The following is a 14165-nucleotide window of genomic DNA, read 5'->3' on the forward strand; positions in this document are numbered from 1 at the left end:
CAAAGATTTTCGTGGGACCGATTTCCTTCTTTATATAGCCCATATCCGATAAGCGCTCCGACCCCATGGGCAGGGGACGCTCATCTCTCTCCTATTTATATTTCAACCATAATATGAAATATTGAATTACGGCCGTAATTCCAATCACTCCAAAGGAGCTTTCCCATGCAAGCACTGACCCGCGAACAGACCCTCGCCATCTGGCAGGAGGCCGAGCGCGCAGCCCGCGCCAGGCTCGGCGAACCCGGCACCTTGTCTCTGAAGGAGGTCGGCGAGCTGAGCGCGCACGACTTCTTCGAACGCATCGGCAACGGCGATCTGCCCTGCCCGCCATTCGGGCATCTGGTCGACTTCATCCCACTGGAATGGGAGCCCGGCCGCTTCCTCTTCCAAGGCACGCCGGACACCCGGCACTACAACCCGCTCGGCAGTGTGCATGGCGGCTATGCGGCCACGCTACTCGACTCCTGCATGGGCTGCGCCGTGCATACCTGCCTGCAGCCGGGCCAGGGCTACACCACCATGGACCTGCGCGTCAGCTACGTGCGCGCCATCACCGCCGATACCGGCCCCTTGCGCGCAGAGGGCAAGGTGGTTCACGTAGGCCGCTCCACCGCTCTGGCCGAAGGCCGGCTCTACGATGTGGATGACCGACTGTACGCGGTAGGCTCGACGACCTGCATGGTGCTCGGACTGCGCCGCTGAGCCCGTTTCGACAGCCCAGATTGAATGTCAACCGTAATCCAAAAACACTCCATCCTCAAGAGGACTCGCCTCATGACCTCCATCGTGATCGCCGGCTACGCCCGCTCCCCATTCCACTTCGCCAAGAAAGGCGGATTGATCAATCTGCGCCCCGACGACCTGGCCGCCCAGGTATTGAAGGGCCTGGTCAACAGGCTCGACCTCGATCCCAGCCAATTGGAGGACGTGATCATGGGCTGCGCCTACCCCGAGGCCGAGCAGGGCATGAACATCGCCCGCATCGCCAGCTTCCGCGCGGGCTTTCCCGAAACTCTGGGCGGCGCCACGGTGAACCGCTTCTGCGGCTCATCCATGACCGCCGTGCACTTCGCCGCAGGACAGATTCTGCTCGGCGCCGGCGAGGCCTTCCTCTGCGCCGGAGTGGAGTCGATGACCCGCGTGCCCATGGGCGGCTTCAACATTTCGCCCAACCCAACCCTGATGAGCACCTTCCCGCAGGTCTACATGGCCATGGGGCATACCGCCGAGGAAGTGGCCAGGCGCTACTCGATCAGCCGCGAGGAGCAGGAAGCCATGGCCGTCGAGTCCCACGCCAAGGCAGTGCGCGCACGGGAACTCGGCCATTTCGGCGACGAGCTCCTGGCCATCGAGACACCGGACGGCGTGATCACCGAGGACGGTTGCATCCGCCCCGGCACCAACCCGGAGGCGCTCGCCCAGCTCAAGCCGGCGTTCGGCGGCAGCGTCACCGCCGCCACCTCCTCCCCGTTGACCGATGGCGCCGCCGCCGTGCTGGTATGCACCGAGGCGTTCGCCCGCAACCATGGTCTGGAGATGCTCGCGCGCATCAAGGCCGTCGCCGTCGGCGGCTGCGCGCCGGAGATCATGGGCATGGGGCCGGTGGTTGCGACCCGCAAGGTGTTGCAACGGGCCGGCCTGAGCATCGCCGACATTGATCTGGTGGAAATCAACGAAGCCTTCGCCAGCCAGTCCATCGCCTGCGTGAACGAGCTGGGCCTGGACATGGCCCGGGTCAACCTGGATGGCGGCGCCCTCGCCCTGGGCCATCCACTGGGCGCTACCGGCGCACGCATCACCGGCAAAGCCGCCGCGTTGCTCAAGCGCACCGGTGGCCGCTACGCCATCGCCACCCAGTGCATCGCCGGCGGCCAGGGCGTGGCCACCCTGCTCGAAGCCATATAAAGGAGGGAATGCGGGCGCGACTCGCCAGCGCGCCCGCACGGGTTAACATGACAGCTGGCATTTCTTCGCTCGGGACCGATCCTCATGCGCTATTCGGAAGATCACAAAGCCAAGACCCACCAACGCATCGTCGACGAGGCCGCCCTGCGCTTTCGCCGCGACGGCGTGCTGGCGACCGGCCTGCAGCCACTGATGAAGGCGCTGGGCCTGACCCACGGCGGCTTCTACGCGCACTTCAAGTCCAAGGACGATCTGATCGAGCAGGCCCTGCAGCGGAGCGCCGACCAGCTCAAGGAGGGCCTCGAGAATCTCGCCGAGGAACCCAATCCCCTGCAAGGCCTGATCCGGCGCTACCTATCCTCCGCCCACTGCAAGTCACCGGGCAGCGGCTGCCCGTTGCCCACCATGTCCGCCGAGCTGGGCCAGCGCGGGCAGCCCAGTCCGATCACCGACGAGATCGTGCGCGACCGCCTGGCGTCGATCGCCGCCAGTTTCCCGGGCGAGGACGCGGAGGCGCGGAGCGCCTTCATCCTCTCGACCATGGTCGGCGCCCTGGTACTGTCGCGCAGCATTGCCGACCCGGAGCTGGCCGAGCGGCTGCTGCGCTCGACGCGGCAGATACTGCTGGAACAGACCGAACAGGACTGAGCGTTTCGCTCACCGCTTATTGATATAAAAATAGTCTAAAAAAATATTTATCTATTCCATTTTTATCAATTAGCTTTGCTCCACCGGACCACCGGACTCTCGAAGAACAACGACATCTGTCCTGTGGCCGACCTTCCTCGTGGAACGGTGCGCGGCCCGTACGAGGAGCATTCCATGAGCATCCCCTTCGCCCGCCGCCTGCTGGCGGTGCTGACGATTTCCAGCCTGGGCCTGACCGCGCAGGCCGCCGACTTCACCGTCGCCTACCAGACCACCGTCGACCCGGCCAAGGTCGCCCAGGCCGACGGCGCCTATGAAAAGGCCAGCAAATCCGAGATCGACTGGCGCAAATTCGACGGCGGTGCGGAAGTGATCACCGCCGTGGCCTCCGGCGACGTGCAGATCGGCTACGTCGGCTCCAGCCCACTGGCCGCCGCCGCCACCCGCCAGCTGCCGGTGCAGACCTTCCTGATCGCCACCCAGATCGGCGCAGCCGAGGCCCTGGTCGCCCGCGAAGGTAGCGGCATCGGCAAGCCCGAGGACCTGGTCGGCAAGAAGATCGCCGTGCCCTTCGTCTCCACCGGCCACTACAGCCTGCTGGCCGCGCTCAAGCACTGGAACATCGACCCGGCCAAGGTGCAGATCCTCAACCTGGCGCCGCCGGCGATCATCTCCGCCTGGAAGCGCGGCGACATCGACGCCACCTACGTCTGGGACCCGGCCCTGGGCGTGGCCAAGGAGAACGGCAAGGTGCTGATCACCTCCGGCGAGCTGGGCGAACTGGGCGCACCGACCTTCGACGCCTGGATCGTGCGCAAGGATTTCGCCGAGAAGCACCCGGAAGTGGTCCGCGCCTTCGCCAAGGTCACCCTCGACGCCTACGCCGACTACCGCAAGGACCCGCAGGCCTGGCTGGCCGACAAGGACAACATCGCCAAGGTGGTGAAGCTGTCCGGCGCCAAGGCCGAGGACATCCCGCTGCTGCAGGGCAACGTGTTCCCCCTGGCCGCCGACCAGGCCAACGCCCTCGGCGCGCCGACCACTCGGGCCATCACCGACACCGCCACGTTCCTCAAGGAACAGGGCAAGGTCGACGCCGTGCTGCCGGACTACGCGCCCTACGTCAGCAACCAGTACGTCACCAACTGAAGACTGTTGTCGCGGGTTTCACCCGCCCTACTTCGCGCAGGGCGGGCGAAACCGCGAACAGTCTACAACTGAGCATCGGGCCCTCGCCTGCGGGCGAGGTTCGGCGGCGGCAGGGACGCCGTCGCCGGATGCACCCACCATAGGGAAACACGACATGGCCCTACTCGAACTGGAACGCATCGGCGCACAGTACCCCGGCGCGGCCGAACCGGTACTGCACGACATCTCCCTGACCCTCGGCCCGGACCAGTTGCTGGTGGCCCTGGGCCCCTCCGGCAGCGGCAAGACCAGCCTGCTCAACCTGATCGCCGGCTTCACCGCGCCCAGCAGCGGCCACATCAGCCTCGACGGCGTACCCGTCACCGGTCCTTCCGCCGAGCGCGGCGTGGTGTTCCAGGACGATGCCCTGCTGCCCTGGCAGAACGTGCAGGACAACGTCGCCTTCGGCCTGCGCCTGGCCGGCGTGCCGCGCGCCGAACGCGAGGCACGTGCCCGCGAGCTGCTGGCCCTGGTCGACCTGGCTGGCTTCGAGCAGCGCCGCATCTGGGAACTGTCCGGCGGGCAGAAACAGCGCGTCGGCCTGGCCCGCGCCCTGGCCGCCGAACCGCGCCTGCTGCTGATGGACGAGCCGTTCGGCGCACTGGACGCCTTCACCCGCGAACAGATGCAGGAGCTGCTGCTGCAGGTCTGGCGGCGCACCGCCAAGCCGGTGCTGCTGATCACCCACGACATCGAGGAAGCGGTGTTCCTCGCCACCGATCTGGTGCTGCTGGCGCCCAACCCCGGGCGCATCGCCGAGCGCCTGAGCCTGGACTTCGGCAAGCGCTATGCCGCCGGCGAGAGCGCCCGCGCCATCAAGTCCGACCCGCATTTCATCGCCACCCGCGAGCACGTGCTCGCCCAGGTCTTCGCCGAACGCCAGAGGAGGCGCGCATGAGCAGCTACGAGTTGGTCTACGCCAAGAGCGAGGCCGAGCAGAAGGCGGCGCGCGCGCCACGCCGGCTGAGCCTGCTGGCCCTCGGCCTGCTGAGCACCGGCAGCCTGCTCTGGACCTGGTGGGCGGTGACCGCCGCCGGGCTGATCGAGCCGCTGTTCCTGCCCAGCCCGCAGACAGTTCTGGCGCGCGGTTGGAAGCTGGTCACCGAAGGCTACCTGGACGCCAGCCTGTGGCAGCACCTGGGCGCGAGCCTCGGGCGCATCGGCCTGGCCCTGCTGGCCGCGGTGCTCACCGCCATCCCGCTGGGCATCGCCATCGGCCGCAGCCGCGTGGTGCGGGGCCTGGTCGATCCGCTGATCGAGTTCTACCGGCCGATCCCGCCGCTCGCCTACCTGCCGCTGATCGTCATCTGGTGCGGCATCGGCGAGCTGTCCAAGGTGCTGCTGATCTACCTGGCGATCTTCGCGCCCATCGTCATCGCCACGTCCACCGGCGTGCGCAGCGTCGACCCGGCCAAGATCAGGGCGGCCCAGGCCCTCGGTGCGACCCCGGCCCAGCTGGTGCGCCACGTGATCCTGCCCAGCGCCCTGGCGGACATCCTCACCGGCGTGCGTATCGGCCTCGGCGTGGGCTGGTCGACCCTGGTGGCCGCCGAGCTGATCGCCGCCCAGCGCGGCCTCGGCTTCATGGTCCAGTCGGCGGCGCAGTTCCTGGTCACCGACGTGGTGATCCTCGGCATCCTGCTGATCGCCATCATCGCCTTCGCCCTGGAGTTGGGCCTGCGTGCCCTGCAGCGCCGGCTGGTGCCCTGGCACGGCCAGGCCTGATCAGCCCCGGGGCCTGGCATCGGGTGCCGCATCCTCGAAGCGGTCGACCCGGCGCAGGCTGCGGAAGCCCCACATCCAGCCGCCCACCACGCCGAGGGTGCACAGGCTGCCCAGCACCGCCGCCGGCACCACGCCGAACCAGGCAGCGCTGCTGCCGGCGCGGAACTCGCCGAGTTCGTTGGAAGAACCGATGAACAGCATGTTCACGGCGTTGACCCGGCCGCGCATGGAGTCCGGGGTGGAGAACTGGATCAGCGAGGAGCGAATGTACATGCTCACCATGTCCGCGCCGCCAGCCACCATCAGCGCGGCGAACGACAGCCAGAACAGGCTGGACAGCGAAAACACCAGGTTGGCCACGCCGAACACCGCCACCGCGACGAACATGCTCATGCCCACGTGGCGGTTGAACGGCCGCAGGCTGAGGTAGAAGCCGACCAGCACTTCACCGATGGCCATGGCACTGCGCAGGATGCCGAGGCCGGTCGGCCCCACGTCCAGCACTTCCTGGGCGTACATCGGCAACAGCGCCACCACCCCGCCGAGCAGGACCGCGAACAGGTCCAGGGAGATGGTGCCGAGGATGATCGGCCGCGAACGGATGAAGTGGATGCCCGCCGTGAAGCGCTTCCAGGCGGTCGCCTCCAGCGGCTTGGCCTCTTCCCGGTAGCGCACCTTGACCATGGACAGCATCAGCACGCCGGCGGCGAAGAACGCCAGGCACACGGCATAGGTCAGCTCGCCGCCGCCCAGGGCATAGAGGCCGCCGCCCAGCACCGGGCCGGAGATGGTCGAGGCGCGCACGATCATGCTGTTGGCCGCGATGGCCGCCGCCAGCCGCTCGCGCGGCACGATCTGCGGCAGCAGGCTGGACAGCGCCGGCCCGGTGAAGGCGCGGGCGCAACCGTAGGCCACCAGCACACTGTAGAACGCCTGGATCGGCCCGTGCACCACGGACAGCCACAGCAGCACCCCGGCACAGACAGCTTCCACCGCCCAACTCAGGCCGAGAATCCACTTGCGGTCGAAACGGTCGATCAGGTCCCCGGCCGGCAGCAGCAGGAGCAGCATCGGGATGAACTGGGCCAGGCCGACATAGGCCAGGCTCATGGGGTCGCGGGTCAGGTCGTAGACCTGCCAGGCCACCACCACCGCCAGGATCTGCACGGCGAACATGGCCAGCACGCGGCTGGTGAGAAAAGGCAGGAAGCCCGGCTGGCGGTAGACGGATGTTTCGGCGGACAAGGGGAGGTTCCGGACAGAATTCGAAACAAAACAATCTACTGGATCGAAAGCTGTCCGGGCAAACAACTTCGGGACCCGCCGTCGGGCCGTCCCGGAATTCCGCCGCGCTCAGCGGCGGCCCCACGTCACTGTTGCTGCTGCACCTGCATCAGCGAGGCCACGTTCACCCGCGCGTGCATCTGCTCGCCACCGCCGCCACGACGCATGCCGCGCACCGGGCAGGCGTCCAGGTAGTCCAGCCCCACCGCCAGCTTGAGGTGGCGCTCCGGCCGGGACAGCTGGTTGGTCACGTCGAAGCTGTACCAGGCGTCGCCCAGCCAGGCCTCGGCCCAGGCGTGGCTGGCCAGGTGCTCGCTGTCCTCGGTATACAGGTAGCCGGAGACGTAGCGCGAGGGCACGCCCAGGCTGCGAGCGCAGGCCAGGAAGGCGTGGGTGTGGTCCTGGCAGACCCCGGCGCGGCCGGCGAAGGCTTCGGCGGCGGTGCTGTCCACCCGGGTGGCGCCCGGCTTGTAGGGCATCTGCTGGTGCAGGCCGTGCATCAGGTCGACCAGGCCGTCGCGGTCGCGGCGCCCGGCGCTGCTGGCCTGGGCGAATTCACGCAGGGCATCGTCGGCCTGGGTCAGGCGCGTGCTGCGCAGGTACGGCAGGGCCGAGCGGGCGTCACGCTCGGATTCGCAACGCTCATCGATCTCCACCTGGCCACGGGCGCCGATCACCAGGGCCTCGTGGGGCTCGTCCAGGGTCAGCACGTGGAGGATGTTGCCGTAGGGGTCGCGCTGGGCGCGTACCGGGCGCGGCAGGTCGAGCTGCCAGCTGATCACCCGCTGGCGGGCGCTCTCCTGCGGGGTCAGGCGCAGGTACTGGATGCTTGCGCGCACCTGGTCGTCGTAGTTGTAGGTGGTGTCGTGGCGGATCGAGAGTCTCATACGACCTCCAGATAGGACGTGTGGATGGCGCTGCCCAACTGACGGACGAGCAGGATGAAATCGGTGAGCCAGGTGTGCAGGCCCTCGTCGAGAACCTCGCCGACGCTGGTGTAGCGCAGGCGCGCGTCCAGCTCGGCGGCCAGGCGCTGGGCCGGGCGACCGTTCTCGCCAGGCAGGCCGGCGAGCATCAGGTTGAGTTCCTCCATGCAGGCGCGCAGGGAACGCGGCACTTCGGGGCGCAGCAGCAGCAGTTCGGCGATCTTGTGAGTGCGCGGCGAGCCGCGGTAGATCTCGGTGAAGGCCTCGAAGGAGGACAGCGCACGCAGCAGCGCGCTCCACTCGTAGTAGCCGCGGGCCGAGGTGTCGCTGACTTCGTCGGCGGCCTCGCCGAGCATCTCGTAGCGGGCGTCGAGCAGGCGCAGGGTGTTGTCGGCGCGCTCGATGAAGGTGCCCAGGCGGATGAAGCGGTAGGCCTCGCCACGCATGATGGTGCCGAAGGTGGCGCCGCGGAACAGGTGGGAACGCTCCTTGACCCACTCGCAGAAGCGGCTGATGCCGTAGCGGCCCAGGCCCTCGGCGGCGATGCCGCGCATCTCCAGCCAGGTGGCGTTGATGTTCTCCCACATGTCAGCGGTGATCCGCCCGCGCACGGCGTGGGCGTTGCTGCGCGCGCCCTGCAGGCAGCAGTAGATACTCGCCGGGTTGTCCGCGTCGAGGGCGAAGAAGTGCAGCATGCGCTCGGCGTGCAGCTGGCCGTGGCGCTCCAGGTAGTCGTCCAGGGTGCCGGTGATCAGCAGCGGCAGGGCCAGTTCGTCGAGGCCGTCGCCACGGCCGTCCTGGGGCATCAGCGACAGCGAGTAGCTGACGTCGAGCATGCGCGCGAGGTTCTCGGCGCGCTCCAGGTAGCGCGACATCCAGTAGAGGTCGGAGGCGGTTCTGCTCAGCATGGTCAGTCCTCCACCACCCAGGTGTCCTTGGTGCCGCCGCCCTGGGACGAGTTGACCACCAGCGAGCCCTCGCGCAGGGCCACGCGGGTCAGGCCGCCGGGCACCAGGCGGGTCTCGCGGCCTGACAGGACGAACGGGCGCAGGTCGATGTGGCGCGGGGCGACGCCGCTCTCGACGAAGGTCGGGCAGGTCGACAGGCACAGCGTCGGCTGGGCGATGTAGGCCTCGGGCCGGGCCTTGAGGCGTTCGCGGAAGGCCTCGATCTCGGCCTGGGTGGCGGCCGGGCCGACCAGCATGCCGTAGCCGCCGGAGCCCTGGGTTTCCTTGACCACCAGTTCGGAGAGGTTGGCCAGCACGTGGGACAGTTCCTCGGGCTTGCGGCACTGCCAGGTGGGCACGTTCTTGAGGATCGGCTCCTCGTCCAGGTAGAAGCGGATCATTTCGCCGACGTAGGGATAGATCGACTTGTCGTCCGCCACCCCGGTGCCGACCGCGTTGGCCAGCACCACGTTGCCGCTGCGGTAGGCGGCCAGCAGGCCGGGCACGCCGAGCATGGAGTCCGGGTTGAAGGCCAGCGGGTCGAGGAAGGCGTCGTCCAGGCGCCGGTAGATCACGTCCACCGGCTGCGGGCCGGCGGTGGTGCGCATGAACACCTTGTCGTCGCGGACGAACAGGTCGGCGCCCTCCACCAGCTCCACACCCATCTCGCGGGCGAGGAAGGCGTGCTCGAAGTAGGCGCTGTTGAAGCGCCCCGGGGTGAGCACCACCACGCTGGGGTTGTCGATCGGGCTGGAGCTTTTCAGGGTGTCCAGCAGCAGACTCGGGTAGTGGTCGATGGGCGCCACCCGCTGCATCGAGAACAGCTCGGGGAACAGGCGCATCATCATCTTGCGGTCTTCCAGCATGTAGCTGACGCCGCTGGGCGTGCGCAGGTTGTCCTCCAGCACGTAAAAGCTGCCGTCGCCGTCGCGCACCAGATCGACGCCGGCGATGTGGGCGTAGAGGTCGCGGTGCAGGTCGAGGCCCTGCATGGCCAGCTGGTAGCCCTCGTTGGCCAGCACCTGCTCGGCCGGGACGATGCCGGCCTTGAGGATGCGCTGCTCGTGGTAGAGGTCGGCGAGGAACATATTCAGCGCCTTGACCCGCTGGATGCAGCCAGCCTCGACGATGCGCCATTCGCTGGCGGGGATGCTGCGCGGAATGGTGTCGAAGGGGATCAGACGCTCGGTGCCCTGCTCGTCGCCGTAGAGCGTGAAGGTGATGCCTGCGCGGTGGAACAGCAGGTCGGCTTCCCGCCGGCGCTGGGCCAGGAGCTCGTCGGGGGTGTCCGCCAGCCAGCGGGCGAATTCCCGGTAGTGCGGGCGGACCGTGCCACTCGCGTCGTACATCTCATCGTAGAAGGTGCGGGCCATGCCGTACTCCTTGTCACCCGGACAGGGAGTGCCATCGCAAGGCCCGTGCCATGAAAAATTATGCTTTCAGATCAACGAGTTGCTAATCCAAGCGAAGCGCTGCGCACCAAAATGGAGCGATTTTGCGCCCCAGGCGCGGCAGGCCGCCCCATGGCATGGCAGCGCGGCGAAGCCTTCGCTCAGACGCGCACTTCCATGCCTTCGCGCAGGAAGCGCGGCGCGATGTAGCACTCGTAGTGCGCCTCGGAGAGCAGGAAGAATTCGCGGTCGATGGCCTCGCGCAGGGCCGGCAGCTCCCAGTCGCGGAACTCGGGCAGCAGCACCAGGCCGTAGGCCTCCAGCCGGCTGATCAGGCGCGAGGCGCGGGCGATCAACTGGTAGGCCCAGCAGTATTCGGACTGCTCGGGCACGAAGCGCACCTGGCGCTGCTCCAGCTGCGCGCGCAGCAGCGACGGGTCGAAGATCTCCACCTTGCCCTGCATCACCTGCACCAGCAGCACCTCGAGGCGCTTCCACACGGCGCGCTTCTCGTCGTCGTTGTAGGCGTTCCAGTTCACCACCTCGTGATGGAAGCGCTTGCAGCCGCGGCACACCAGGTCGCCGTAGACGGTGGAGCAGAGGCCGACGCAGGGCGTCTTGATTCGTTGGTTGGACATGCGGGGCAGGACGGCGCTGTGAAACAGGCGCCCCATGATAGCGGCTACCCCCGGCAGGGTCATCATGACCGACCAGACCTTCGTCGACTTGCCAGCCAGACGATGACAGGTAGTCTAAAACCCCGATTGGATCGGCGTTTCGCTTAACTTTGGCCGCCCGTTCCAGTAGAATTGCACCGCCTTTTTAGGCACCGATGTCCGTCGGAAGCTGTTTTCAAAGCGTCACGAGCACAGTCGATCCGCCAGGAACGCGTCTGGCGCAGGTTCGCCGAAACCTGCGCCGCCCTCATCCCCTCTCGCGTCCTGCGGCGTAAAACTTTGAAAACAGCTTCTTGTTGAAGCCGTCGACTCACCGGCCAGTGCGCCCAAAAAGCGCAGCGGCGCGATGCGTGGCGGTTTTCTGGATAAGCGTTGCGGGCCGCCGCGACCACTGATGAGGGTAATAACTGTGCTTGAAGCCTATCGCAAACACGTAGAAGAGCGTGCCGCCCAAGGGATCGTTCCCCAGCCGCTGAACGCCGAGCAAACCGCAGGCCTGGTCGAGCTGCTGAAGAACCCGCCGGCCGGCGAAGAAGCCTTCCTCGTTGATCTGATCACCAACCGTGTTCCGCCGGGCGTGGACGAAGCCGCCTACGTCAAGGCCGGCTTCCTGTCCGCCGTGGCCAAGGGCGAAGCCAGCTCCCCGCTGATCAGCAAGCAACGCGCCGTCGAACTGCTGGGCACCATGCAGGGCGGCTACAACATCGCCACCCTGGTCGAACTGCTGGACAGCGCCGAGCTGGCCGAAGTCGCCGCCGAGCAGCTGAAGCACACCCTGCTGATGTTCGACGCCTTCCACGACGTGGCCGAGCGCGCCAAGGCCGGCAACGCCAACGCCAAGGCCGTGATGCAGTCCTGGGCAGATGGCGAGTGGTTCGTCAACCGCCCCGCCGTTCCGGAAAAAGTCACCCTGACCGTGTTCAAGGTCACCGGCGAAACCAACACCGACGACCTGTCGCCGGCGCCGGACGCCTGGTCCCGCCCGGACATCCCGCTGCACGCCCTGGCCATGCTGAAGATGGCCCGTGACGGCATCAACCCGGACCAGCCGGGCTCCGTCGGCCCGATCAAGCAGATGGAAGCGCTGAAGGCCAAGGGCTTCCCGGTCGCCTACGTCGGTGACGTGGTCGGTACCGGTTCCTCCCGCAAGTCCGCCACCAACTCGGTACTGTGGTTCTTCGGCGATGACATCCCCTACGTGCCGAACAAGCGCGCCGGTGGTTTCTGCTTCGGCACCAAGATCGCCCCGATCTTCTACAACACCATGGAAGACGCCGGCGCCCTGCCGATCGAATTCGACTGCACCAACCTGGCCATGGGCGACGCCATCGACGTCTACCCGTACAAGGGCGAAGTGCGCCGCCACGGCAGCGACGAGCTGGTCACCAGCTTCCAGCTGAAGACCGACGTGCTGCTGGACGAAGTCCGCGCCGGCGGCCGTATCCCGCTGATCGTCGGCCGTGGCCTGACCGAGAAGGCCCGCGCCGAGCTGGGCCTGGCCCCGTCCACCCTGTTCAAGAAGCCGGTCGCCCCGGCCGACAGCGGCAAGGGCTTCACCCTGGCGCAGAAGATGGTCGGTCGCGCCTGCGGCCTGCAGGAAGGCCAGGGCGTGCGCCCGGGCACCTACTGCGAGCCGAAGATGACCACCGTCGGTTCCCAGGACACCACCGGCCCGATGACCCGCGACGAGCTGAAGGACCTGGCCTGCCTGGGCTTCTCCGCCGACCTGGTGATGCAGTCCTTCTGCCACACCGCCGCCTATCCGAAGCCGATCGACGTCACCACCCACCACACCCTGCCGGACTTCATCATGAACCGCAGCGGCGTGTCCCTGCGTCCGGGCGACGGCATCATCCACAGCTGGCTGAACCGCATGCTGCTGCCTGACACCGTCGGCACCGGTGGCGACTCGCACACCCGCTTCCCGATGGGTATCTCCTTCCCGGCCGGTTCCGGCCTGGTGGCCTTCGCCGCCGCCACCGGCGTGATGCCGCTGGACATGCCGGAATCCGTTCTGGTGCGCTTCAAGGGCAAGCTGCAACCGGGCATCACCCTGCGTGACCTGGTCCATGCCATCCCCTACTACGCCATCCAGGCCGGTCTGCTGACCGTCGAGAAGAAGGGCAAGAAGAACATCTTCTCCGGCCGCATCCTCGAGATCGAAGGTCTGGACGAGCTGACCGTCGAGCAGGCGTTCGAGCTGTCCGACGCCTCCGCCGAGCGCTCCGCCGCCGGTTGCACCATCAAGCTGCCGGAAAGCGCCATCGCCGAGTACCTGAAGTCGAACATCACCATGCTGCGCTGGATGATCGGCGAAGGCTACGGCGATGCCCGCACCCTGGAGCGTCGCGCCCAGGCCATGGAAGCCTGGCTGGCCAACCCGCAACTGCTGGCCGCCGATGCCGACGCCGAATACGCCGCCGTGATCGAGATCGATCTGGCCGACGTGAAGGAGCCGGTCCTGTGCGCGCCGAACGACCCGGACGACGCCCGCCTGCTGTCCACCGTGGCCGGCGAGAAGATCGACGAAGTCTTCATCGGTTCCTGCATGACCAACATCGGCCACTTCCGCGCCGCCGGCAAGCTGCTGGACAAGGTCAAGGGCGGCATTCCGACCCGTCTGTGGTTGGCCCCGCCGACCAAGATGGACCAGCACCAGCTGACCGAGGAAGGCTACTACGGCATCTACGGCAAGGCCGGCGCCCGCATGGAAATGCCGGGCTGCTCCCTGTGCATGGGCAACCAGGCACGCGTGCAGACCGGTTCCACCGTGGTCTCCACCTCCACCCGTAACTTCCCCAACCGTCTGGGCGACGCGACCAACGTGTACCTGGCCTCCGCCGAACTGGCGGCGGTCGCCTCGATCATCGGCAAGCTGCCGACCGTCGAGGAGTACATGGAGTACGCGAAGAACATCGACAGCATGGCTGCCGACATCTATCGCTACCTGAGCTTCGACCAGATCGCCGAGTACAAGGAAGCGGCCGCGAACGCCAAGATCCCGGTCGTTCAAGCCTAAGCCTCACCCGGTGAACAGAAAGCCCCGCTCATGCGGGGCTTTCTTTTTTGTGCTATGTCCGCATGACGTGTTGGTGGCGCAATCCTGCTTTCGTGGAAGCGGCTGGGCGACCTTCCGATTGGCCGCGAAATTCGCGGATAAATCCGCTCCCACAAGGTGTGCAACAACTCACGCGGACAGAGCCTTCTCTCAGCCATGTCCACGTTACGTACTACGCGGTCAAGCCTCTCTTTATCTGAATGCTGCAGCTGCCTGTCCCTGGATTCCCGCCTGCGCGGGAATGACGGTTTCAGAAGCAACTCCACCCCTACCTCGTCATCCCCGCGTAGGCGGGGATCCAACAGGGGTCAGGGCACTACAACATCTAACGGGGACATAGCCTTCTTTGGAGCCGGACCGGCCCGCATATTTTTATGGAGCGAAACCGGGAGAGCCGTGGTCCGAAGCTCTGA

Annotated in this window: 12 protein-coding genes; 7 read left to right on the plus strand and 5 right to left on the minus strand. The window is 66.9% G+C overall.

Annotation, left to right across the window (positions count from 1 at the left end; translation table 11 throughout):
- Positions 1 to 165 precede the first annotated feature (165 nt).
- From N5D30_RS05455 to tauC, 6 genes are all read left to right on the plus strand, one after another.
- Positions 166 to 705 carry a PaaI family thioesterase gene (locus N5D30_RS05455; RefSeq protein WP_279908071.1) on the plus strand — a complete coding sequence of 180 codons (540 nt, stop codon included), beginning with the start codon at positions 166 to 168 and terminating at the stop codon, positions 703 to 705.
- Between the two features lie 72 nt (positions 706 to 777).
- Complete coding sequence (locus tag N5D30_RS05460) at positions 778 to 1908, plus strand: thiolase family protein (RefSeq protein ID WP_279908072.1); 1131 nt, start codon at positions 778 to 780, stop codon at positions 1906 to 1908.
- A gap of 84 nt (positions 1909 to 1992) precedes the next feature.
- A complete protein-coding gene (locus N5D30_RS05465; protein ID WP_279908073.1) occupies positions 1993 to 2556 on the plus strand; it encodes a TetR/AcrR family transcriptional regulator in 564 nt (187 codons plus the stop codon).
- 174 nt (positions 2557 to 2730) lie between these two features.
- A complete protein-coding gene (gene tauA / locus N5D30_RS05470) occupies positions 2731 to 3705 on the plus strand; it encodes a taurine ABC transporter substrate-binding protein (protein ID WP_279908074.1) in 975 nt (324 codons plus the stop codon).
- Between the two features lie 154 nt (positions 3706 to 3859).
- Positions 3860 to 4642, plus strand: a complete 783-nt coding sequence (tauB, locus tag N5D30_RS05475) for a taurine ABC transporter ATP-binding subunit (RefSeq protein WP_279908075.1) — start codon at positions 3860 to 3862, stop codon at positions 4640 to 4642.
- Complete coding sequence (gene tauC, locus N5D30_RS05480; RefSeq protein WP_279908076.1) at positions 4639 to 5469, plus strand: taurine ABC transporter permease TauC; 831 nt, start codon at positions 4639 to 4641, stop codon at positions 5467 to 5469. Before tauB ends, tauC begins: the two co-directional genes overlap by 4 nt.
- On the opposite strand, the gene N5D30_RS05485 is transcribed toward tauC, so the two are convergent.
- The 5 genes from N5D30_RS05485 to N5D30_RS05505 form a co-directional block, all read right to left on the minus strand.
- Positions 5470 to 6714 (minus strand): MFS transporter, encoded by a 1245-nt coding sequence (locus N5D30_RS05485; RefSeq protein WP_279908078.1) that lies wholly within the window; start codon positions 6712 to 6714, stop codon positions 5470 to 5472.
- A 125-nt stretch (positions 6715 to 6839) separates the two neighbouring features.
- Positions 6840 to 7640 (minus strand): transglutaminase family protein, encoded by an 801-nt coding sequence (locus N5D30_RS05490; RefSeq protein ID WP_220815647.1) that lies wholly within the window; start codon positions 7638 to 7640, stop codon positions 6840 to 6842.
- Positions 7637 to 8587 carry an alpha-E domain-containing protein gene (locus tag N5D30_RS05495; protein WP_220815646.1) on the minus strand — a complete coding sequence of 317 codons (951 nt, stop codon included), beginning with the start codon at positions 8585 to 8587 and terminating at the stop codon, positions 7637 to 7639. The genes N5D30_RS05490 and N5D30_RS05495 overlap by 4 nt, the downstream gene beginning before the upstream one ends.
- 2 nt (positions 8588 to 8589) lie before the next feature.
- Entirely contained in the window at positions 8590 to 9999 is a 1410-nt protein-coding gene (locus tag N5D30_RS05500) for a circularly permuted type 2 ATP-grasp protein (RefSeq protein WP_279905876.1), read from the minus strand.
- Between the two features lie 179 nt (positions 10000 to 10178).
- Positions 10179 to 10655, minus strand: coding sequence for a DUF1289 domain-containing protein (locus tag N5D30_RS05505; protein WP_279908079.1), 477 nt, complete (start codon positions 10653 to 10655; stop codon positions 10179 to 10181).
- 448 nt (positions 10656 to 11103) lie between these two features.
- Between N5D30_RS05505 and acnB the strand changes: the two genes are divergently transcribed.
- Positions 11104 to 13713 (plus strand): bifunctional aconitate hydratase 2/2-methylisocitrate dehydratase, encoded by a 2610-nt coding sequence (acnB, locus tag N5D30_RS05510; protein ID WP_279905875.1) that lies wholly within the window; start codon positions 11104 to 11106, stop codon positions 13711 to 13713.
- The last annotated feature ends 452 nt before the right edge of the window (positions 13714 to 14165 follow it).

Origin of the sequence: Pseudomonas sp. GD03875 (genome assembly GCF_029840585.1) — a bacterium.
In the GTDB taxonomy this organism is placed as follows: Bacteria; Pseudomonadota; Gammaproteobacteria; order Pseudomonadales; family Pseudomonadaceae; genus Aquipseudomonas; species Aquipseudomonas paralcaligenes.

Excerpts from the sequence above, each read along its gene's own strand:
- N5D30_RS05455 (WP_279908071.1), top strand. The coding sequence starts at position 166 with ATGCAAGCACTGACCCGCGAACAGACCCTCGCCATCTGGCAGGAGGCC.
- N5D30_RS05460 (WP_279908072.1), top strand. The coding sequence starts at position 778 with ATGACCTCCATCGTGATCGCCGGCTACGCCCGCTCCCCATTCCACTTC.
- N5D30_RS05465 (WP_279908073.1), top strand. The coding sequence starts at position 1,993 with ATGCGCTATTCGGAAGATCACAAAGCCAAGACCCACCAACGCATCGTC.
- tauA (WP_279908074.1), top strand. The coding sequence starts at position 2,731 with ATGAGCATCCCCTTCGCCCGCCGCCTGCTGGCGGTGCTGACGATTTCC.
- tauB (WP_279908075.1), top strand. The coding sequence starts at position 3,860 with ATGGCCCTACTCGAACTGGAACGCATCGGCGCACAGTACCCCGGCGCG.
- tauC (WP_279908076.1), top strand. The coding sequence starts at position 4,639 with ATGAGCAGCTACGAGTTGGTCTACGCCAAGAGCGAGGCCGAGCAGAAG.
- N5D30_RS05490 (WP_220815647.1), bottom strand. The coding sequence starts at position 7,640 with ATGAGACTCTCGATCCGCCACGACACCACCTACAACTACGACGACCAG.
- N5D30_RS05495 (WP_220815646.1), bottom strand. The coding sequence starts at position 8,587 with ATGCTGAGCAGAACCGCCTCCGACCTCTACTGGATGTCGCGCTACCTG.
- N5D30_RS05500 (WP_279905876.1), bottom strand. The coding sequence starts at position 9,999 with ATGGCCCGCACCTTCTACGATGAGATGTACGACGCGAGTGGCACGGTC.
- N5D30_RS05505 (WP_279908079.1), bottom strand. The coding sequence starts at position 10,655 with ATGTCCAACCAACGAATCAAGACGCCCTGCGTCGGCCTCTGCTCCACC.